This is a genomic window from Campylobacter sp. JMF_06 NA1 (assembly GCF_027737785.1).
GTDB lineage: Bacteria > Campylobacterota > Campylobacteria > Campylobacterales > Campylobacteraceae > Campylobacter_B.
In genome coordinates this window covers 1-22,192 of record NZ_JAOVUA010000008.1, presented here as the reverse complement: position 1 = coordinate 22,192, position 22,192 = coordinate 1, and the positions used below count along the sequence as shown (strand labels likewise).

Genomic DNA, 22,192 nt, shown 5'->3' with positions numbered 1-22,192 from the left:
CCTATGCAGTTAAATTTTGTTTTACTAATATCGGCTTTGCGCCCTCACTGACTACCTCTTTTGAGATAATCACATCATATCCACTAAGCTCTGGTAGGTCAAACATTATATCAATCATAATCTCTTCAATAATCGATCTAAGTCCCCTAGCACCAGTTTTGCGCTTGATAGCAAGTTTTGCTACCTCGCTTAGAGCTTCATCGTCAAATTTCAAATTTGCGCCGTCAATTGCGAAAAGTTTTTGGTATTGTTTTAAAATCGCATTTTTTGGCTCGGTTAAAATTCTCACCATTGCCGCCTCGTCGATTTCGTTTAAACTCGCCATGACATGAAGTCTGCCGATAAGCTCAGGGATTAGCCCATAATGCACCAAATCATCAGCCTCTACCATGCCAAGCAAATTTTGGTTTTCTTTTTTGCTTCGTTTTTCTTGCCCAAAACCAAGCACATTTTTGCCGATTCTATGGGCGATAATCTCGTTTATGCCATCAAACGCCCCACCGCAAACAAACAAAATATTTGTCGTATCAATTTGTATAAAATCTTGATTTGGGTGTTTTCTGCCACCTTTTGGCGGGATATTTACCACGCTTCCTTCGATGATTTTAAGAAGCGCTTGTTGCACGCCCTCGCCACTGACATCGCGCGTAATCGAGCGATTTTCGCTCATTCTAGCGATTTTATCGATCTCATCGACAAATACAATTCCCCTTTGAGCCCTCTCGACATCGCCATCGGCTGCTTGAAGCAGGCGAGTTAGGATATTTTCGACATCTTCGCCCACATATCCAGCCTCTGTTAGGCTTGTAGCGTCGCTGATTGCAATAGGCACATCTAAAAACCTAGCCAAAGTCTGCGCCATAAGCGTCTTGCCACTTCCTGTCGGACCGATTAGCAAAATATTTGATTTTGAAATTTCAGTATCGTCGCCCTCTATCTCATCTTTGCGGAAAATTCGTTTGTAGTGGTTATAAACACCCACACTAAAAATCTTTTTCGCCCTTTCTTGGCCGATTACATATCTGTCCAAAACCTCCATTAAAGCCTTTGGTTTAATCGCCTCGAAATCTATCTCACCTGCGATTCGTTCGCTCTTTTTCGCAACCTCCCCGCCATGAAGTGCCGCATAAGCCTGATCTATACAATAGCTACAAATCGAAGCCGTGCCACTATCGTTTGGGAAAATCGTAAGTCCGTCCTTTTCGCTCGAACCACAAAAACTACATTTATCTGACATTAATTTCTACCCTTATCTAGCGGAATTCCGCGTTTTGTGTTTAATATAAAATCGCACATTTTTTTCACATGCGCATTATCTGTTTCGTTTATCAAAATTTCGGCTTGTTCTTTTAATCCCACGCCTTGGTTAAACAAAAATTTATATGCTTTGTTGATGATTTCGACCGTATCTCTGTCAAATCTACGGCGAATTCCTGTTAAATTTAGCCCCCTGATATAGGCTCTGTTTCCCTCCGCTAGACAAAACGGCACTATGTCTTGTCCAAGCGCGCTAGCCCCTGCTATCATGCAACTCTCGCCGATTTTGACGAATTGATGCACGGGAGTTAGACCGCCGATTACTGCGTAATCGCCCATTTGCACATGCCCAGCCAAAGTGGCTGAATTTGCCAAAATAATATTATCGCCTAAAATACAATCATGCGCCACATGGCAATACGCCATCATAAAGATATTATCGCCAATGCGCGTAAATCCATCTCCCTTGTGCGAACCAGAGCTAATGGTGCAAAATTCGTGGATTGTGGCGTTTTTGCCGATTATAAGGCCTGTTTTTTCGCCTACTTCAAAGCTGATATCTTGCGGGATATCGCCCACAATCGCATAAGAGAAAATTTTAGAATTTTCGCCGATTGTAGTATCGCCGATGATGCGCGCGCCCTGCTTTATGAGTGTGCCAGAGCCGATTTTGGCCTGAGCGCTTATGAACGCATAAGGCTCGATTATGACATCATCGCCCAAAACTGCGCCATCTTCTACGATAGCGGTGTGATGAATTTTGCTCATTTTATTTATCCATTACCATTGCTTGAAGTTCAGCCTCGGCTGCCAAAACATCGCCTCCTGCGTCATCTTTGATATACGCTTCGCCCTTTAACTGCCAAATTCTGCCTCTGTGTTTAATCGCCTCTAAGCGATATTCTAAGCGGTCCCCTGGACGCACTGGTTTGCGAAATTTCGCCTTGTCGATACTCATAAAATACACAACCTTGTCGCTTAAATCTGTGCCCTCAGCTTCCATTGATTTAAACGCCAAAATTCCCCCAGCTTGGGCAAGTCCCTCGATAATCATAACGCCCGGATAAATCGGGTGACCAGGAAAGTGACCTTGAAAAATTTGCTCGCCATAGGTGATATTTTTGTAAGCGATTATCGTTTTTCCCATATCCATATCGGTAACTTTGTCGATCAAAAGCAACGGGTAGCGGTGCGGGAGTATGTTTAAGATTTCGGTTATGTCGATCATTTCGTATCCTTGATAAAAATTCTTGCCATTTTACCCTAACTTTACTAAAATTTCCCTAACATCTAAAAATATCCGAGATAGCGCATAAATCTCCACTTTGGCTGGGTAAATTTCATCTACGACGATGATTGGCGAAAGCGAGCGCGCACCGCAAATTTTCGCGCGAATTTGCTCTTGTTTTTTCAGACTTGGCGGATTTTTTAAAATTTCGGCTGTGTTTTTGAAATCTATTTTTAAAATTTCGTTGAAAAATTTAAGGCTTAAAATTTTAATCTCGCCCTTGTCGCAGTAAAATTTCTCACAACTCTCATTTATGCTGAATTTGACAAATTCGCGCCTAAAATGGGAGTTATGCAAGATAAACGAAGGCCTTATCTGCCCAGAGAATTTCACCCACGCCCTAAGCAGGCGGTAGTTTAAAAACTCATCTCTGATAATCTCAAATTTCACCCCCTCGCGCCTAAATTTCGCCACTTTTTTATAAATTTTAAACTTTTCCTCTATCGAAGCAGGCAAAATTTCCCCGCCAACTGGCGACATAAGCTCGTAAATTTCGCCCTCTCCGCGCTGTGCGCGTAGCGCAAACATGCAGCCGCAGTAGTTTTGGTGATAGAGCCTATCTTTTTTGGCTAGGGCAAACTGCTCGTTCGTGCCGCCGTTTTTGCGAAAATCAGGCGCGACAAACTCCAAATTTTGCTCTTTGCAGATTTTTTCTAGCGAATTTACAAGCTGAGCGTGCGATTTTTTGGGGCTCATTAAAAGCGTCGTGGTGATTTTTTTCTCGCCAATACTGCGCGCGAAGCAGGCGGTGTTTTGCATACGAAAATCGAAGCAAAACTCACAGCGCCTGCCCTTTTCTGGCTCGTTTTCAAGGCCTTTTGCCCCTTCTAACCACGCCTCATAATCATATTCCCCAGCGTAAAATTTGATCCCTAGCCCCTCGCACACGCTCTTTGCGTCCTCTAACCTCAGCAAATACTCGCTGTAAGGGTGTATGTTTGGGTCGTAAAAATACCCTACCAAGGGCTCATCGCACTCGCGCGCTAACCTACGCAAAAAATAATCACAATCCACCGCACAACAGATATGAACTAACAAAATCAGCCTTTTAATTTAATTTGCTATAATTTTAGATTATTAAATTTAACAATCAATAGGCGCAAAAATGGTGAAATTTTTAGCAAAACACAAGAAAAAATTTATTTATAGCATTTGTGGGATTGGCGCGTTTTACACGCTTTTTGGCTTTTTTGGCGTGCCACTTCTCATCGAAAAAGCAGTTCCAAAAATCCTAGAAAACGAGGCAAATTTCAGCATTAAAAGCGCGAAATTTAACCCCTTTACCTACGAGCTAAACATCACCGCTCCCTCGCTTTCGACTTTCAAACCACTATTTTCGGCAGAGAAAATCGATGTCAAGCTGAAATTTGGCGAGCTGTTTAACAAAACCATAGATATCCAAACCCTGCGCCTGCAAAGCCCTAAAATCAGCATTTCGCGCGAAAATAACGGCTCGTTTAATTTCGAGAGCCTTTACGCTAATAGCGAGAGCGAAGAAACGGACGAAAATTCGAGCATAAATGTCAAGCTGGATAATTTCAAAATCGAAAACGGCGGAGTTTTTTACGAAGATTTAAGCCTAGAACGGCCCTTTAAAATCGAGCTTGGTAACTTAAACTACGAAATAGCTGGGCTAAATTTGGCTAGTAATTCTATCGGAAACCACGATTTTAACGCCTCTTCGCAGACTTTCGATAATATCTTTCACTCAGGCTCAATCAGCCTAAATCCGCTTAAAATCGAGGGAAATTTAAGCGTAGAAAATCTCAAAATCAATCCGTTTTGGCTATCGTTTTTGGATATAAAAGAGCTTAATCTACTCGGCGGGAAAATCAGCGCAAACGCCCTTTATGAGGTGATTTTGGACGAGGAAATCGCGCTAAATTTGAAAAAAAGCAAAATCGCACTAAACGATTTTGCCCTGCTTGCTAGCCAAAATTTAATCAAATCAGAGCAAATTTCGCTTGCAAATATCGATTTTGACGCCAAATTTGGGGAAAATTTAGCCACAAACTTGCGCCTTGGCGAAATTTCGCTTAAAAATAGCGATTTTCTAAGCGCAGAAAATAACGCGAGTTTGGGCGAATTTAGGGCTTTTGATTTTGGTTTAAAATTTGGCTTAGAGGGCGAAAATTTGGGCTTAAATGCGAATTTAGACAAGATAAATTTAAGCGAGTGCAAATTTAACGATAGCCTAATAAATTTAAGCGCAAAGGGTGGCGAAATTTCGCAAATCAGCGCAAATTTTAGGGGCGAAAACAACGCCTCCAAAACAGAGGCAAAAGTCGCAAAAATCGAAATTTTGCCACTAAATTTAGCCTTGGCGAAATTTGACAAAATAAATTTAGCAAATTTAAGCGCAGATGATTTTAGCTTCCAAATGGACGAAAAAGGCTCAAATTTAGCCCTAAATTTGGCAAAATTTGGCGAGCTTAGCCTAGCTAATAAAAACGAAAAATTTAGCGGAATTAAAAATTTAAGCGTGCAAAAGCTAAGCTTTGCCCTAGATAAACTTGCCCTAAATATCGATAAAATCGGCATTGACGCGCCATTTTTTAACTCAGAGATTAGCGAAGAGGGCGCAAAAAGCATAAACGATTTAAGCGCGATTTCTTACGCGCCTAGCAAAGCGGAAAATGCGAAATTTAGGCAAAATTTATTAGCTTGGATACACTCGCTCGCCCCAGAGGGAAATTTCACGCAAAATAGCGAAAATAACGGCTCCGCGCGCAGTATTTCACCAGCCAAAAATGAGCCAAAATTTAGCTTTGCTATCGCGCAAATCGCGCTAAATGGCGGCCACGCGAAAATCACAGAGAGCTTCGTAGCCCCAAAGATGACCCACAACCTCGCTAAAATTGACGCTAGCGTGCAAAATCTATCTAGCAATTTTAGCGCCCCTTTTAGCGCCAAAGCAAGCGTGGCAAGCGACGAAATAAGTGCCAATGCGACCTCGAAAATCACCATAAATCCGCTGAACTTAGACATTGATTTTGATGTCGCCCACCCTGATTTGCGCAAAGCAAACCCGTATTTGGAGCAGTTTTTAAACGCAAAAATCGCAAGTGGTAGCGCAAATTTAAAAGGAAATTTCAAATTTAGCGATAAATTCGCGCTAAATACTGAAATTTCGGGCAAAAATTTAGCCCTAAACGACGCAAAAGGGGCGAAAGTTTTTAGCATAAATAGCGCAAAAGTGGGCGCGCTAAGCCTAAACGAGAGCAAAATCGATATCAAAAATATCGCCATAAACGCCCCTTACGCGAAAATCCATATCGCCAAAAACGGCGAAATAAACCTAGCCAAACTAGCCAAAACTTCGCCAAAATCCACAAGCAAACCAGCCTCCAAATCGCCCGCACCAAAAGCCCAAGCAGGTGGGCAAAAAAACGCTTTTGGCGTAAATATTGCAAATATCAGCGTGCAAAACGGCTCGTTTAATTTCATCGATGATACGCTCTTTATGCCACTAAATATCACGGTCTCAAAAATCAAAACTACAATCGATAAAATCAGCGACAAATCCCAAGCAAACCTCAAATTTAACGGCCTTGTGGGCAAAAGTGGCTTAGGGCAAATCGCTCTTAGGGCCTACCCTTTCGCGCCAGAGCAAAAAAGCGATATTAGCGTGGTTTTAAAAGATGTCGCGCTCAGTGATATCACCCCATACAGCGCGAAATTCGTGGGCTATGAGATAAAAAGTGGCAAGAGCAATTTAAAGCTAAATTATAAAATCAACGCCTCCAAACTAAACGCCACAAACGACATAAACCTCGATAATCTCGTGCTTGGCGAAAAAGTTGAGAGTAAAGACGCGCTGGATTTGCCACTGGATTTAGCGATTTCGATTCTCAAAGACAGCGACGGCCAAATCAATGTCAGCCTGCCAATCAGCGGGAATCTAAACGATCCGAAATTTAGCTTTGGTGGCGTGATTGTGGGGGCTCTGACAAAGCTATTTAGCGATATCGTGCTAAGTCCGTTTAGGTTTTTGGGCAAAATTGCTGGAATCGATACTTCTAGCCTCGACGGAATTGATTTTGAGCCAGCTAGTAGCGAGATTTTGATCAGCGAAAACGAAAAAATCGAGAATCTTGCCACGATTGCAAAATCAAAGCCAGAAATCAAAATCACCCTAACCCCAGCATATAACGAGAAGCTCGATACCAGGGCGTTTAAGCTCGTCACGCTAAACGAAAATATAGACAGGGTAATGCTAAAAGAAAATCTCTCATCTGACGCTGCGATTGCGAGCCTAAGGGCGAAACACCACATAAAAGAGGGTGGCGAAGAGGGATTTGAAAAACTAATACAGGCGCAAAAATTCACAACCTCGCGCCTAAATGATTTAGCCGTCGCGCGCGCTAAATCCGTGCAAAGCGCGCTTGCGAATTTGGGTGTTTCGGACTCACAAATCGTGATTAAAAAACCTGCAAATGTCAGCGCGAAGCAAGATAGCTTCATCAGCGTCGGCCTTGGCGTAGAGAAGTGAAATTTAAAATTTTGCAAATTTAGCGGTAAAAATTTTAAAGTCGTTGATTGCTTCGTCAAGGCTATGCCTTTCCTCGCAATGACAATAGCGGACAAAATTTACGCCGGGTGTGTCATTGCAAAATACTGCCCCGAAACACTCACCATTGTCATTGCGAGAATTTTGCGTTAGCAAAATTCGTGGCAATCTACGAATTTAAAATTCCTTGCGCTAAATTTGCTGTCATTGCGAGAAAACGAAGTTTTCGAAGCAATCCAGAAAATTTAAATTCAAAATTCAACCTAAATTTAGCATTGAACGATTTTTTGAATTTAACCTGCGCCGTGTTTTTCTCGTAAGGGGGAGGGCGCGCTTTTTAGGAGACGCTACCCTCCCCCTTACCAACCCCCACCCCTGTAAAACCTTAGAAGTGGCTAAATTTAAAGCTTCGCTTTAAATTTAGCTGGTTTTATTTTTACTGAAATGCTTCGCATTTCCTTGCCTTATAAATTCCACGCAACGAATTCAGAAATAAGCTAAATTTGGCTATACTACGCCAAATTTTTACAAATTCAGAAAGGGTTAAAATGGTTAGGATTGGTATCCACGGCGGCAGCGGCAGAATGGGAAGTATGATTTATGAGTGTCTGAAAAACTACGAAAACGCGGAAGTTAGCGCGATTTATACTATCGAGGAGCTATCATACAGCCCCAAATGCGTAATCACAGACGATTTGGCGAAATTTTTTGATTCTTGCGATGTGGTGATTGATTTTACCATTAGAGATGGGGCAATAAATTTATTAAAATTCGCCCAAACTCACCCAAAACCCCTTGTCATCGGCACTACTGCCCTAGGCGATGAGGGCGAAGCACTACTAAAAGAGTGCGCGCAAAAAATGCCAGTTTTTCACGCGACAAATATGAGCCTTGGCGTAGCCGTGCTAAACAAGCTCGTAAATCTAGCTAGCAAGGCTTTGCGCGATTTTGATTGCGAAATAGTCGAAATGCACCACAAACACAAAAAAGACGCCCCAAGTGGCACAGCAATGACATTAGCCACTACTGCTGCAAATGCGCGAAATTTAGATATCAAAAAAGTGCGAGTTAGCGGTAGAGACGGACTAATCGGAGAGCGGGGCAAAGACGAAATCGCTGTCATGGCACTTCGTGGTGGCGATATCGTCGGACGCCACACGGTAGGGTTTTACAACGATGGCGAGTATATCGAGCTAAACCATACCGCCACGAGCCGTGCAACCTTCGCCAATGGCGCGATTAAGGCTGGAATTTGGCTTGCCACACAAAAAAATGGCCTTTATAGCATAAATGATTGTTTAGGATTTTAAAATGTGCGCGATAGTAGGAGTTATAAATTCAGCCAATGCGGCTAAAACGGCGGTTTATGGGCTGTTTTCGATGCAGCACCGAGGCCAAGAGGCAAGCGGAGTAAGTGCTAATCACAACCACCATATAAACACGGTAAAAGGTCAAGGACTAGTAACCAAAATTTTCACCCCGCAAGCCCTTGAAATTTTAAAGGGAAATAGCGCAATCGGCCACAATCGCTACTCCACAGCAGGCAACGAGAGTATCCACGACGCGCAACCAATCTCTGCTAAATACGCCCTAGGCGAAATTTCAATCGTGCATAATGGAAATTTAATAAACAAAGATAGCGTTAGATCTGAGCTAATCGCCGAGGGAGCGATATTTCAGTCAAATATGGACACAGAAAATATCTTGCATTTGATCGCTAGAAGCAAAGAAAAAAAATTGCAAAACCGCATAATCGAGGCTGTGAAAAAATGCGCTGGGGCGTATTCGCTTCTGATTTTAAGTCGTAGCAAAATGTTTGCCCTGCGCGATCCACACGGCGTAAGGCCCCTTAGTATCGGAAGACTAAATGATGGCGGATATATCGTAGCGAGCGAAACATGCGCCTTTGATTTGGTGGGAGCGGAGTTTATCAGAGATGTGAAGCCCGGCGAAATGGTGATTTTCGAAGAGGGCAAAGACGAGATAAAATCGCTTCAAATTTTCGAAGAGGTTGATCCTAGAATTTGCGCGTTTGAATACATATATTTCGCCCGCCCAGACAGCACGGTCGAGGGCAAAAATGTCTATAATATCCGCAAAAAACTAGGCGCAGTTTTGGCTGGGAAATGCAAAAATATCAAGGCGGATTTTGTCGTCCCTGTCCCAGATAGTGGCGTGCCAGCAGCTTTGGGATACTCGGCTGCAAGCGAGGTGCCTTTTGAGCTAGCGATTGTGAGAAATCACTATGTGGGGCGCACCTTTATCGAGCCGACACAAGAAATGCGAAATTTAAAGGTCAAACTCAAACTAAACCCTATGAGCGAGGTTTTAAAAGACAAAAGCATAGTCGTCATCGACGATAGTATCGTGCGCGGAACCACGAGCAAAAAAATCGTCGAGCTTCTGCGCCACGCTGGGGCGAGGGAGATTCACATGTGTATCGCAAGCCCAGAAATCAAGCACCCAGATAGATACGGCATAGACACACCAAGCTACGCCGAGCTAATCAGCGCAAACAAAAGCACCGAAGAGGTGCGCGAGTATATCGGCGCAGACAGCCTGACATTTCTAAGCATAAATGAGCTTGTCGGCGCACTAGGTGATGAGCGAAAATATTCGCTAATCAGTTTTGACGGAGATTATTTTATAAAGGAGTAAAAATGCCAATCATCAATATCCACCTAACCAAACCAGCCCCAAGCAAGGAGTTGCAAGACAAAATCGCTGGCGAAATCACCAAAACAATGGTCGAAAACCTAGGCAAGGTGCCAAGTCGCGTGGTCGTGAAATTCGAATACGACGAGGCTGAGAATTTCTATTTCGGTGGCGAAAGCGTCGCAGATATGCGAAAAAAGGCGCAAAATGGCTGAGACTACATTTAGCGCAGAGGATTTAGCGCGCAAAATCACGCTTGCTAAGGGCGATATGGCGCCAAATTTCGCCCTAGAAAACGCCGACGGGGTGCAAATTCGCCTAAGCGATTTTATCGGCAAAAGGGTCGTTTTGTATTTTTATCCTAAGGATAATACGCCTGGTTGCACCACTGAGGCGTGCGAATTTAGCGAGCTTTGGGATAAATTTATCGCCGAGGACGCCCTGATTATCGGCATTAGCCCGGATAGCACCAAATCACACGCAGGTTTCATTGCCAAGCAAAGCCTACGCCATATCCTACTAAGCGACCACGAACGCGAAGTCGCCAAGGCTTACGGCGTGCTTCAAGTGCGCAAAAACTACGGGCGCGAGTATCTAGGGATCGTGCGCTCGACATTTCTAATCGGCAAAGACGGCAAAATCGAAAAAGTCTATAAATCTGTCAAAGCCAAAGACCACGCCGCAAAGGTGCTTGGCGACATTTTGGCGCAAAAATAAACAAAATTTAAGCGCAAATTTGGGGTAAAATTTCGAAATTTTAACGAATTTCAAAATTTGCCCCTTTTTAAATTTAGCCGAATTTACAGGGGAAATCAATGAAAAAATTTTTAATTTTTATCTGCGCTTTGGGGGTTTTGTGTGGCGCGCAGGGCGAAAATTTGACCAAAGAGCAAATTTTGCAAAAATACTCTGCCTCCACGCCCAAACTTTGGGGCGAGGAATTGCAGGGTGTAATTAAAAATTTCAAAACTGACAAAAAGCAAGTCGCCCTCACGCTCGATTTGTGCGGAAGCAAAACGGACGATTTGGACGAGAGAATCGTGGAATTTTTAGAAAAACACAGCCTAAAAGCGACATTTTTTGTAAATTTGCGCTGGATAGAGAAATTCCCGCAAAAATTCGAGCGTTTGCGCCAAAATCCAAATTTTGAAATCGAAAATCACGGCACCGCACACTCCCCAGCCTCGCTAAATGGGGCTAGCATTTACGGCATAAAGGGCACGGCGGATGCTGGCGAGCTATACGATGAAATCGCGCGAAACGCGGAATTAATCGCAAGGCTTACTGGCGCGCGCCCGAAATTTTACCGCTCAGGCACGGCGTATTACGATGAGCTTGCCGTGGCGCAGATTTATGATATGGGATACGCGCCCGTGGGATTTAGCGTGCTAGGAGATGCAGGGGCTACGATGAGCGCGGAAGGGGCGCGCACCGCTGTGTCTAGTGCGCGCGGCGGCGACATCATCATCGCTCATGCAAACCACCCCGAAAAGCCAAGTGGCGCAGGCGTGGTGGGGGGCCTTAAAATTTTGGTTAAAAATGGCTTTGAGTTCGTGCGATTAGACGAGGTTTTGGAGTAAATTTCGCCCGTTTTGTCATCGGCAAAATTTGCGAAATATTTTGTGGCGATTCAGGGAAATTCCCTAGCCCTTGATTTGTCATTGCAAGCAAGTTTGCTTGCGTGGCAATCTACGAGCTTGAAATTCAAAGTCAGCGTTTTGGCTAATTTCATTGAATTTTAAAATTTTGCAAATTTAGCGATTGGCGATTTTAATTCGTAGATTGCTTCGTCAAGGCTACGCCTTTCCTCGCAATGACAGATTTGGCAAAATTTACATTTGATTTGTCATTGCAAAAATGCGAAACATTTCGTATCGTTTTTGGCGATACGACCTGAAAGGAAAATTTATGGGATTAATTATAACTTTTGTATTTGCCGCTTATGTAGTAGTAAGCGTTATAATATGCGTTATTGTGGGTGCAGTTTCAAAAAGCAATAAAGCAGTGGCTATATCTGTTGCCTTATGTGTTTTAGTGCCGTTTTACGATGTCGTTCCTACTAGGATTATCGCAAATAAATATTGCCAAATAGAGCCTAAATCTAAGATTGATAAAATTGTAGAATATCCAAAAAGTGTATATGTCAAAATTGACAACGCCAAAGTTGGTGATATACATACTAGCTTACATTTAATAGAAGATTTATTGGACGGAATTCATATTGAAAAAATAGCAATCGAGTGTAATAGCAAAATAACGGATAAATATAAATGCAGCAATGGAAAAGTAGAAGAAGTATATTTTGATAAAAATTCAACCCATTACACGCAATACATAAATTTAATTTCGCAATATCAAAATTTACACGCCGATAAATCAGCTCAATTCGATTTTTATAGGAAAAATAAAAAGGTTATTGAAGAAGCCAAATTCAAAATAACAAAACGCAATGAAGTGGAAAAAGATAGAGATATTATCAAAAATTACAACTATTCTATAATAATAAATAAAAGTGAAAAAATCTCTGATAGTTTATTTGAAAATGCTTTTTATCATATCGTAAATGTATCTATTGTAGAAAATAAAACAGAAAAAGAGATAGCTTTTTGGAAAATGTATATTAGAAATAAAGAAGCGACTTTTATTTTTCCAGAAATATTAATGCCACATTTGGCCGATGATTACCAATTTACGAATAAAGTATGTGGCAAAAGACAAGAGATAGAAAAAGTCTTTGATATGGATAAATGGGGTTTTGATTTTTCAATTTTATTTAACTATCGTATCTATCTCAGATAAAAATACAAAAATTTTTAATAAAGGAGAAATCTAATGAATACATTAGAACAAAACATTACGGAATTTGGGCTGTTAGCCGAAATGGCTTATTTAAAGCAAAATAAAATTTTTAAAAAGTGAAATGGGTGCGTTTTGTGAATTTAAAACAAAAATATAGAATTTGTAGAAATATCAGATATGTATTATTTTTGCCATTAATTTTAGTATTTGGTTATTTGGCGGGAGCATTAGTATCTATGATATTGTTATTGATTAGTGATAGTGTTGCAATAAGAATTACTATTAATCTAATTATAGCTTTGTTCGTTTGTATTTATCTTGTTAAATATTTTTATGCTAGATATAAACAATTCAAATACAGCAATTTATTTATAAAAAATCCAAAATTAAGTGTGATGGTTTTTTGCATTGAAAATTTGTCATTGATAATTTTGTATGTTGATTTTTTGTGTTTTATTACAATAAAGTATTTATATGGCAATAGCGAATATATAAATACCCTTATAGGATTATTTAGTTTTTTGGTTGCACCGATTTGTGTGTTTGTTTTTATAATAACTTACATGTTTAATGAAAGGAAATAAAAATAAATAATTTAGATAAATTTAGCCCAAAAATGGGCTAAATTTAGAATTTTAGTGTTTTGATAGATAGTTTGTATCGTAGTCGTTGTTGATAAAATCAGGGTTGTTCATCATAGCGATGTGGAAATCGCGGGTCGATTTGATACCGCCGATGACGAGCTGGGATAGTGCGATTTTCATTTTCGAAATCGCGCGAAGCCTATCTTTGTCATGCACGATGAGCTTGCCAATCATACTATCGTAAAATGCCGGCACGCTGTATCCCTCATACACATGGCTATCCATACGCACATTACGCCCACCAGGAGCTATGTAGCGAGTGATTTTGCCCGGATTTGGCATGAAACTTTTCGGATCTTCGGCTGTGATTCTGCACTCAATCGCATGTCCGCTAAATTTAATCTCGTCTTGGCTAGGGAGCTTGTGTCCCTCGGCTACCCTTATCATTTGCTCGATCAGATCAAGCCCTGAGCGCATTTCGCTGATTGTATGCTCGACCTGCAAGCGCGTATTCATTTCGATGAAATAAAAATTCTTATCCTTGCTGTCGTATAAAAACTCAAATGTTCCCGCACTGACATAGCCAATCGCCTTAGTCGCGCGAACGGCTGTTTCTAGGAGCTTGGCGCGGGTTTCTTCGTCGAGTATCACTGCTGGGCTCTCTTCGATTAGCTTTTGGTGGCGGCGTTGCATAGAGCAGTCGCGCTCGCCCACATGTAGGACATTTCCGTGCTCGTCGCCGATGACTTGAACCTCGATATGGCGCGGATTTGTGATGTATTTTTCCATATACATTGTCCCGTCGCCAAACGCGCTCATAGCCTCGCTCTCAGCCGACCAGAAAAGCTTTTCTAAATCCTCTTCTCTCTCGACCACTCTCATACCGCGTCCGCCACCACCAGCGGCTGCTTTGATGATGACAGGATAGCCGATTTCTTTGGCTAGTTTGCGCGCAGCCTCGACATCGGCAATCGCGCCATCTGATCCTGGCACTACTGGGATTCCAGCTCTCATCATTACTTGCTTAGCCTTGCTTTTATCGCTCATTAGCGTCATAGCTTCAACACTTGGGCCGATAAATTTAATGCCGTGTTTGGCGCAAATTTCGACGAAATTTTGATTTTCGCTCAAAAATCCATAACCAGGAAAAATCGCATCAGCCTCTGTCAGCTCGCATGCTGTGATGATTGCAGGGATATTTAGGTAGCTATCGGTTGAGCGCGGCCCACCTATGCAGATCGCAGCGTCAGCGTATTTGACATAAAGTGCGTCTTGATCGGCTGTTGAATGCACGACAATAGCCTTTTTGCCCATTTCCTGAATAGTGCGAAGTGCGCGAAGTGCTATCTCACCGCGGTTTGCGATAAGAATTTTATTTAGCTCTTTCATAGCTTTTCAACCTCAAATAGCGACATAGCGTATTCTACTGGCTGTCCGTCCTCTACTAGCGATTTGATGATACGACAATCAAACTCAGCCTCGACCTCGTTCATAATCTTCATCGCTTCGATAATGCCGATAGTATCGCCTTTATGCACGACTTGACCAGCACTTACAAATGGATTTGCGCCAGGACTTGCAGCCTTGTAAAAAGTGCCAACCATAGGACTATCGATAGTATCCATGCTAGCCTTGCTAGCTGCGTGAGAGTCGCCTACGACGACATTTACAGCTGGCACAGCAGCTGGGGCGTGCGGTGCAGGTGTGGCACATGCTGCGCCTGTTTCGATATCTGCGCCGAATTTTTTAATCTCGATTTCAAAATCATCGTTTTTAATTTTAATCTTGCTCAGAGATGATTTTTCGTCAAAAAAAGTCATCAATTCCTTAATATCTTCTTGTTTCATTTATTTCTCCTAAAAATAGAAATTCCAAAGGCGCATTTTACCTAAATTTAGTTAATTCTTACATTAAATTTAAATTTGGCGAAATTTTGTGAAATTTGAAATTGAGTAAAATTTAAAAAAGGGCGCAAAACCTGCGCCCAAGAGTTATTAATGAGTAGCGTAAATTTCAGCAATTTTCGCTTTGTCTAGACCTTTTGAAAGGGCAAGTTGTAGTAAAACCCTAGCTTTGGCAGCGTTTAGGTTGTCGCTTGTCAAAAAGCCGTATTTTGCGTCATCAACTTCTGCGCCAACGCTTGTTGAGCCAGAGCCTGTGCGAGAAGCGCGAACTACGACAACGCCGTTTTCGCTAGCTTTTGCAAGTGCAGCTTCGACGGTTGGGAAAGGATTTCCATTACCCATACCAGCTAGCACGATACCTTTGGCGCCGTTTGCAACAGCAGTTTCAACGAAATCAGCGACATCTTGTGCGTGAGCGAACAAAATATCAACGCGTGGAAGCTCTTTTACATCTTTGATGTTAAATACGCTATCGACTGTGTGTTTGCGAAGTGGATTCATATAGAAATTTACGATTCCGTAATTTACAGTGCCGATTTTGCCAGCATTTGGTGAAGCAAATGTATCAACAGCAGTTGTGTTTGTTTTAGTTACTTCGCGTGCAGCGTGAATTTCGTCGTTCATTACGACCATTACGCCTTTTTCGCGAGCGCTTGGGTTGATTGCGACATTTACTCCGTTAAAGATATTTAGCGGGCCATCTGCGCTTAGTGAAGTGCCAGATCTCATCGCGCCAACCATTACGATAGGTTTTTTAGTTTTTACGACTAAATTTAGAAAATACGCTGTCTCTTCCATAGTATCAGTTCCATGAGTGATGACTACGCCATCGACATCGTTTTTCGTAAGTAGCTCATTTACGCGGTTTGCTAGTTTTAGCCAAACTTCATCGTTCATCTCTTGTGAGCCGATTTGCGAAATTTGCTCACCTTTGACATTTGCGATGTCGTTGATTTGAGGAACGGCAGCTAGCAATTCATCGACAGTTTTTGTGCCTGATGTGTAATCACCGCTAACAGCGCTATCGCCTCCACCAGCGATTGTGCCACCTGTGGCCAAAATGTAGATGTTTGGTTTAGCTGCAACTAGTGATGAAGCGATAAAAAGCGCAGCGAACGCAAATTTGCCTAAGATTTTCATCTTGTCTCCTTAAAATTTGATAAATTTCTGCATTTAATTGCAAAATTAAATTTGAATTATAGCACCAAATTTGTAAATCGTGGAATTTTATTGCTATAATGCGCGAAAAATTTTTCAGTTTAAGGATAAATATGGGACTAAAAAGCGATAAATGGATTAGAGAAATGTCGCAAAAGCACGCTATGATAGTGCCATTTGCCGAAGAGCAAGTGGGAAAAGGCGTGGTGAGCTATGGCGTATCAAGCTACGGATATGATATCAGAGTGGGAAATGAGTTTAAAATTTTCACAAATATCGGTGGCACGGTCGTCGATCCTAAGAATTTCGACGAAAAAAATGTCGTAGATTTTGTAGGCGATATCTGTATCGTCCCGCCAAATTCTTTCGCGCTGGCTCGCACAATCGAGTATTTTAATATGCCCTCCAATGTGCTTGCAATCTGCCTTGGCAAGAGCACTTACGCAAGGTGCGGAATCATCGTAAATGTAACGCCTTTTGAGCCGGGATTTAAGGGGCATATCACGATCGAAATCTCAAACACAACCCCGCTTCCAGCCAAAATTTACGCAAACGAGGGAATCGCGCAGGTGCTGTTTTTGCAAGGCGATGAGCCGTGCGAAGTAACATACGCTGACAAAAAGGGCAAATACCAAGCCCAAGAGGGCATTACGCTACCAAGAATTTTAAAATAAGAGAGAAATATGAAAAATTTAGTCATAGTTGAATCACCAGCCAAAGCCAAAACGATAAAAAAATTTTTAGGCGAAGATTACGAAGTAATCGCTAGCAAAGGTCATATCCGCGACCTTCCGCAGAAAAAATTTGGCATTAAAATCGACGGCAACAAATTTAGCCCCGAATACGAAACCAGCACCGATCACGAAGCAATCGTGTCGCAGATAAAAAATTTAGCCAAAAAAGCAGGTCAAATTTACCTAGCAACCGACGAGGATAGAGAGGGAGAGGCGATAGCATACCATATCGCAGAATCAATCGGCAAAGCCCCAACCAGCCTGCCTCGCATTGTATTTCACGAAATCACAAAAAGCGCGATTGATAACGCCATAAACTCGCCTCGCACGCTCGATATGAATAGCGTAAATGCCCAACAAGCGCGTCGCTTGCTAGATCGCATAGTAGGATACAAGCTAAGTCCGCTACTAAACACCAAAATCCAAAGAGGGCTAAGCGCTGGGCGCGTCCAAAGCGCGGCTTTAAAAATCATTGTCGATAAAGAGCGCGAAATAAGGGCATTTGTGCCGGTAGAATACCACAGCATAGACGCTGTTTTTAAGAAAAAGCTAGAAGCCGAATTTGTCAAATTTAACGGCGAAAAAATGGAAAAACTATCCATAAAAACAAAGTCTGAGGCAGATAAAATTCTAAAAATTTTAAAAAGCGAAGAATTTAGCGTTAGCGCGATTGAGAGCAAATCTCGCAAAACAGCCCCAAGCGCGCCGTTTATGACAAGCACGCTTCAACAAGCAGCCTCAACTAGCCTTGGCTTTAATCCACGCAAAACTATGAGCCTAGCCCAAAGCCTGTATGAGGGCGTGAATACGAATTTTGGCGGTGCGATTACATATATGAGAACAGATAGCCTAAATTTAGCCAAAGAGGCCGTCGCTGCCGCACGCGATATGATCGAAAAAACCTATGGCGCGCAGTATCTGCCAAAATCGCCAAACATTTACACCACCAAATCCAAAGGCGCGCAAGAAGCCCACGAGGCGATTCGCCCTACAAACATAGCCTTTACCCCACAAATGGCAAAGGCCACGCTCCCACGCGACGAAGCTAGGCTTTATACGCTGATTTATAATCGTTTCATCGCATGCCAAATGAGCGCTTCTACCTCAGATATCCAAACAATCACGATTTGCGGGGCGAGCGCTGAATTTCGCATAAGCGGGCGCAAGGTTACATTTGACGGATTTTACAAGGTTTATGGTGATTTGGATAAGGATAAAATTTTGCCTGAGCTTAAAAAAGGCGATAAAATGGAGCTCGAAAGCCTAGGAAGCGAGCAACATTTCACCGAAGCACCAGCTAGGTATTCAGAAGCTAGTTTAATTAAAAAGCTAGAAAGCCTAGGCATTGGCAGACCAAGCACTTATGCGCCAACTATCACGCTTCTAACCTCGAAAAAATATGTCGAAATCGACAAAAAACAGCTAATCCCAGCCGAGGTCGCCTTTAAAATCACCGAGGTTTTGGAGGGGCATTTTAAAAATATCGTCGATAGCAACTTCACCGCCAAAATGGAAGAAAAACTCGACGAAATCGCCGAAAACAAGGCTGATTGGCAAGAAATTTTAGCGAATTTTTACTACCCATTTATGGACGAAATCGCCAAAGGCAAAAGCGAAATCGCTAGCCAAAAAATCTCCGAACCAATCGGCGAGAAATGCCCACAATGTGGCAAAGAGTTAGTAAGGCGCGCTGGGCGTTTTGGCGAGTTTATCGCGTGCGAAGGGTATCCGAAATGCAAATACTCTCGCAATCTAGGCGAGAGCGCAGATGAGGCAAACAAATCCGAGCCTGAAAAAATCGGCGAGAAATGCCCACAATGTGGCAAAGAGCTAGTCAAGCGCGCTGGGCGTTTTGGCGAGTTTATCGCGTGCGAGGGCTATCCGAAATGCAAATACTCTCGCCAAATCGAAGGCGCTGCCAAAGCCCCAGCCAAAAAGGCCACCAGCACCGGCGTAATCTGCCCAAAATGCGCCAAGGGCGATGTGGTCGAGAGATTTTCGCGCAGGGGGAAATTTTATGGTTGCTCGAACTATCCAAAGTGCGATTTTGTGAGCAACTACGCCGTGCTTTCGCGCAAATGCCCTGAGTGCAAAAACACCTACATGGTGCGAAAAGAGCTGAAAAAAGGCAATTTCGCCGAGTGTCCGAAATGCAAATTTAAAGAGGAAATCGAATAAATAAATTTAGCCATTGCCAAATTTGGCGTGGCTAAATTTCGAAATTTAACCAAAATGAGCGAAATTTTAATTTTAATCACGCTAGGATTTTTCATATTTACCTCGCCGTATCTAGCCAAAGTGCTAAAAATCCCAGTCTCGCCCACAGAGATAATCCTAGGCATAATCGCTGGAAATTTGGGCCTGCTTTATGCCAATCCTACCTTTGATTTCGCCTCTAAAATCGGGTTTTATTACCTTATGTTTTTGGCTGGGGCAGAGGTGGATTTTCGCTTTTTGTTTAAAATTTCGCGCCAAATTTTAAAAAAATCGCTTCTGTTTTTGACCCTGCTTTATATCTTGGGCGCGATTTTGGTAGCGATTTTTGATTTGCCAAATTTAATCATCATCGCCGTGCCACTTATGAGCGTAGGACTGCTCTCGACGCTGTATAAGGACTACGGCAAGGACGAAGAGTGGCTCAATCTAGCCATGCTAGTAGGCGTGCTTGGCGAGATAGTGAGCATCGTAGCCCTTAGCGTGGTGGGGATTTACCTAAAAGACGGCTTTGGGGCGAGCATGCTGCTTAAAATCGGCTCTCTTGTGGGATTTATCGGCGCAATCGCGTTAGTGTTTAAGTCCCTAGAAATGGTGTTTTGGTGGTATCCGAGCCTAAAAACCATAATCATGCCACACTATGACAAAAACGAAAAAGACATACGCTTTGCTATGGCGATTTTTTGCCTAATTTGCGCGAGCGCGTCGTGGCTAGATATCGAAATCTTTATCGCAGCCTTCATCGCGGGGGCTTTTTTGCCGACATTTTTCTCGCACAAAGAGGGCCTCGTGCCAAAGCTATCGTCGTTTGGCTTTGGTTTTATCGTGCCGATATTTTTCATACACACAGGCGCGGCGGTCGAGCTGGACGCACTGCTAATGCCCGGGGTTTTGAAATTTTGCCTGCTGCTAGCTGCGATAATGATTTTTACGAGGATTTTGTGCGCTGGGGTGTTTTGGGAGATACTGCGCGCGCGAGCAGGCGCACTTTTTGCGCTTAGCCTCTCAATGCCACTGACGCTTTTGATCGCGACTGCTACGCTGTTTTTCGAGGCAAATTTCATAAGCAAAGAGATTTATTACGCAATGATCGTCGCCTCGCTAATCGAAGCTTTGGTAGCGATGATACTGATAAATTTTATTTTTAATTATAAAAAAGAAGTTAATTGAAAAATTGCGCAGTATCGTTGAAGCCAAAATTTTAAAAATGCAATTTAACAAACTATTATCAGATAACTTCGACTAAAATTTTCTAGAAAGAGATTTATATCTCCTTTTTATTAAAATTGTTAAAGTTATTTGTAAAATCAAAAGAGCCAAAGCTCCACCGCCCCATTTTTTGTAAGTATTTCTGTAATAATCGGAAGTTATATAATCGTAATACTCCATACGACCATCGTATTTATACTTAAAAAAATATTTATCATTATCTGCATATTGAATTTGTTCTATTAATCTCATATCTGGTTCTTGTGTAGGAAACCAAATTTTTATATTTTTCCCAACTAGTCGTAAATAATCATCGTATGTGTGATATATACCATTACCATAAAATACAATATGAGTTGTATTGTTTGTATCTAAAAATTCAATTCTTCTATGGTCTTCTTTTCCGACTACTTTATTATTGACTTTTATGATTTGCCCCGTTAGCATTTGCATTTCTTCTAATTTGTGTGGTGGTTTTTTCATATAAGAAGCACTTAAAAATCCAAGCCCGTGAAATGCAAAGAAAAAAAGCACAAAAGCAAGTATAATATTCATACTACTAAAACTTTGAAGTTCGGTTTTACTATATTCTTTACCGATAATTCTATCTATAAAATTCATATATTTCCTTTCAAATTTTACTAGCAAATTCAAATTCAGTCAGTATCTGTGATACTGAATTTATTTAAATTCACAAATTTAAGCTTACTTTTGAATTTTAAAATTTAGGCAACGAGTAAATTTAAATTTATAAATTCGCTTACGGCTCCTAGATAAATTTCATTTTTCATTATAAAATATAAACTTATCACCATTTTTTTAGTTTTTTATACTCATTGCAGGCGGGCACATAGCCAAGGTCGCAAGATTTGCCAAAATAATATTTGGCTCTGGTTTTATCGCAATCCGCATAGACCCCAGCGATAAAGCACGCGATTTCATGCCCCAAATCACAGGCTTTTTGGGCGAATTCTTCGGCTTTTGCCTCGTCGCGCTCCACGCCTTTGCCATAATAATACACCTCGCTTAGCCTCGCGCAAGCCAAAGCTTTGCTGTGCTCATTGCACCAAATTTCATTGAGGCTCAAATTTCCAAAATGATAAGAGGCATTTTTATCACCGACCCTATCCACCCGCGATCGTATCGCCTCATGGCATTTATCTAAATTTTCGCCACCAAGATTATCTTTTAGGCAAATCATAGCAAAAGCCGTATTTATCAGCTCGCAAACCTGCGCTCCGCTAGCATTGCAATCTGAGTTTTGGGCGCTCAGATTTTCGGCGTATGGAGCGTTTTTGGCATTTGCAAACAAGGCAAAAATCATAAAAAAACATAAAAACAATCTTTGCATTTTTCGCTTTCAATCCAAAAATTTGATTTTCATCAAAACAAGCATTATAGCACAATGACGGGCTAGAAACTTGACAACAAGCGCCAAAAAACTCGAAGCAATCCAGCAAAATTTAAAGCAAAATTCCGCTTAAATTTTAAAATTCTGCAAAATACTAATCCTGTAATTGATTTAAAATTTGATTGACATAAAAATTTTAATTGATTTAAAAAAGCATAAAGAATAAAAACAAAGTCCGCAACGACCTACTTTCCCGACATCCGAGTAACGGAGAGTATCATCAGCCATGATGAGCTTAGCTTCTTGGTTCGGTATGGAGCAAGGCGTTTCCTCATCTGTATAGTCACGGACAGTGTTAAAAAAGGAAACTTTGTAAGTTTGCTTTTTTAACACTGCAAAAGTCATCAAGCCTAATAAAATCTTTTACCATTATTGTTAAAGGATTTCTAATACCTTTAACAAGGAAGTAATGCTTAAAAAGATAAGCAAACGAGCTATTAGTACCGGTCAGCTAAATGACTTTCATCAC

19 protein-coding genes and 1 rRNA gene are annotated in these 22,192 nt (G+C 41.8%); 10 read left to right on the top strand and 10 right to left on the bottom strand.

Going from position 1 to position 22,192, the window contains the following annotated elements; genetic code table 11:
- Position 1: 1 nt before the first annotated feature.
- From clpX to OFO07_RS07690, 4 genes are read right to left on the bottom strand one after another with little or no spacing between them, the layout of a single operon-like run.
- Positions 2-1,237, bottom strand: coding sequence for an ATP-dependent Clp protease ATP-binding subunit ClpX (clpX, locus tag OFO07_RS07705; RefSeq protein WP_270871536.1), 1,236 nt, complete (start codon positions 1,235-1,237; stop codon positions 2-4).
- Positions 1,237-2,025 carry an acyl-ACP--UDP-N-acetylglucosamine O-acyltransferase gene (gene lpxA, locus OFO07_RS07700; RefSeq protein WP_270868980.1) on the bottom strand — a complete coding sequence of 263 codons (789 nt, stop codon included), beginning with the start codon at positions 2,023-2,025 and terminating at the stop codon, positions 1,237-1,239. Before lpxA ends, clpX begins: the two co-directional genes overlap by 1 nt.
- Before the next feature lies 1 nt (position 2,026).
- A complete protein-coding gene (gene fabZ / locus OFO07_RS07695; protein WP_270859936.1) occupies positions 2,027-2,485 on the bottom strand; it encodes a 3-hydroxyacyl-ACP dehydratase FabZ in 459 nt (152 codons plus the stop codon).
- Between the two features lie 30 nt (positions 2,486-2,515).
- A complete protein-coding gene (locus tag OFO07_RS07690) occupies positions 2,516-3,583 on the bottom strand; it encodes an epoxyqueuosine reductase QueH (protein ID WP_270871535.1) in 1,068 nt (355 codons plus the stop codon).
- Between the two features lie 67 nt (positions 3,584-3,650).
- Between OFO07_RS07690 and OFO07_RS07685 the strand changes: the two genes are divergently transcribed.
- The 7 genes from OFO07_RS07685 (at position 3,651) to OFO07_RS07655 (ending at position 12,509) form a co-directional block, all read left to right on the top strand.
- Positions 3,651-7,037: a DUF748 domain-containing protein gene (locus tag OFO07_RS07685; RefSeq protein ID WP_270871534.1), complete on the top strand. Its 3,387-nt coding sequence runs from the start codon at positions 3,651-3,653 to the stop codon at positions 7,035-7,037.
- 566 nt (positions 7,038-7,603) lie between these two features.
- Complete coding sequence (dapB, locus tag OFO07_RS07680; protein WP_270871533.1) at positions 7,604-8,365, top strand: 4-hydroxy-tetrahydrodipicolinate reductase; 762 nt, start codon at positions 7,604-7,606, stop codon at positions 8,363-8,365.
- 1 nt (position 8,366) lies between these two features.
- Positions 8,367-9,713 carry an amidophosphoribosyltransferase gene (gene purF / locus OFO07_RS07675; RefSeq protein WP_270871532.1) on the top strand — a complete coding sequence of 449 codons (1,347 nt, stop codon included), beginning with the start codon at positions 8,367-8,369 and terminating at the stop codon, positions 9,711-9,713.
- A 2-nt stretch (positions 9,714-9,715) separates the two neighbouring features.
- The gene (locus OFO07_RS07670) at positions 9,716-9,925 is read left to right on the top strand and encodes a tautomerase family protein (protein ID WP_270862507.1); all 210 of its coding nucleotides are present in this window, start codon (positions 9,716-9,718) and stop codon (positions 9,923-9,925) included.
- Between the two features lie 34 nt (positions 9,926-9,959).
- Complete coding sequence (gene bcp / locus OFO07_RS07665; RefSeq protein WP_270866603.1) at positions 9,960-10,427, top strand: thioredoxin-dependent thiol peroxidase; 468 nt, start codon at positions 9,960-9,962, stop codon at positions 10,425-10,427.
- 98 nt (positions 10,428-10,525) lie between these two features.
- Positions 10,526-11,290, top strand: a complete 765-nt coding sequence (locus tag OFO07_RS07660) for a polysaccharide deacetylase family protein (protein WP_270871531.1) — start codon at positions 10,526-10,528, stop codon at positions 11,288-11,290.
- Between the two features lie 328 nt (positions 11,291-11,618).
- Positions 11,619-12,509, top strand: coding sequence for a hypothetical protein (locus OFO07_RS07655; RefSeq protein ID WP_270871530.1), 891 nt, complete (start codon positions 11,619-11,621; stop codon positions 12,507-12,509).
- A gap of 635 nt (positions 12,510-13,144) precedes the next feature.
- Here OFO07_RS07655 and OFO07_RS07650 read toward each other — a convergent pair.
- The 3 genes from OFO07_RS07650 to OFO07_RS07640 all read right to left on the bottom strand — a co-directional run bounded on the left by OFO07_RS07650 (position 13,145) and on the right by OFO07_RS07640 (position 16,137).
- Entirely contained in the window at positions 13,145-14,482 is a 1,338-nt protein-coding gene (locus tag OFO07_RS07650; protein ID WP_270871529.1) for an acetyl-CoA carboxylase biotin carboxylase subunit, read from the bottom strand.
- Positions 14,479-14,940 carry an acetyl-CoA carboxylase biotin carboxyl carrier protein gene (gene accB, locus OFO07_RS07645; protein WP_270859945.1) on the bottom strand — a complete coding sequence of 154 codons (462 nt, stop codon included), beginning with the start codon at positions 14,938-14,940 and terminating at the stop codon, positions 14,479-14,481. Before accB ends, OFO07_RS07650 begins: the two co-directional genes overlap by 4 nt.
- Before the next feature lie 147 nt (positions 14,941-15,087).
- Positions 15,088-16,137 carry a type II asparaginase gene (locus OFO07_RS07640; RefSeq protein ID WP_270862513.1) on the bottom strand — a complete coding sequence of 350 codons (1,050 nt, stop codon included), beginning with the start codon at positions 16,135-16,137 and terminating at the stop codon, positions 15,088-15,090.
- 131 nt (positions 16,138-16,268) lie between these two features.
- Here OFO07_RS07640 and dcd point away from each other — a divergent pair, with 131 nt between their 5' ends.
- From dcd to OFO07_RS07625, 3 genes are read left to right on the top strand one after another with little or no spacing between them, the layout of a single operon-like run.
- Entirely contained in the window at positions 16,269-16,829 is a 561-nt protein-coding gene (dcd, locus tag OFO07_RS07635; RefSeq protein WP_270870110.1) for a dCTP deaminase, read from the top strand.
- A gap of 9 nt (positions 16,830-16,838) precedes the next feature.
- Positions 16,839-19,067 carry a type I DNA topoisomerase gene (topA, locus tag OFO07_RS07630; RefSeq protein WP_270871528.1) on the top strand — a complete coding sequence of 743 codons (2,229 nt, stop codon included), beginning with the start codon at positions 16,839-16,841 and terminating at the stop codon, positions 19,065-19,067.
- Positions 19,068-19,121: 54 nt separating this feature from the next.
- Positions 19,122-20,273, top strand: a complete 1,152-nt coding sequence (locus OFO07_RS07625) for a cation:proton antiporter (protein WP_270871527.1) — start codon at positions 19,122-19,124, stop codon at positions 20,271-20,273.
- 72 nt (positions 20,274-20,345) lie between these two features.
- Here OFO07_RS07625 and OFO07_RS07620 read toward each other — a convergent pair whose 3' ends face one another.
- From OFO07_RS07620 to rrf, 3 genes are all read right to left on the bottom strand, one after another.
- A complete protein-coding gene (locus OFO07_RS07620; protein ID WP_270871526.1) occupies positions 20,346-20,933 on the bottom strand; it encodes a hypothetical protein in 588 nt (195 codons plus the stop codon).
- A 187-nt stretch (positions 20,934-21,120) separates the two neighbouring features.
- Positions 21,121-21,663 (bottom strand): tetratricopeptide repeat protein, encoded by a 543-nt coding sequence (locus tag OFO07_RS07615; protein WP_270871525.1) that lies wholly within the window; start codon positions 21,661-21,663, stop codon positions 21,121-21,123.
- 232 nt (positions 21,664-21,895) lie between these two features.
- A 5S ribosomal RNA gene (gene rrf / locus OFO07_RS07610) occupies positions 21,896-22,014 on the bottom strand.
- Positions 22,015-22,192 lie beyond the last annotated feature (178 nt).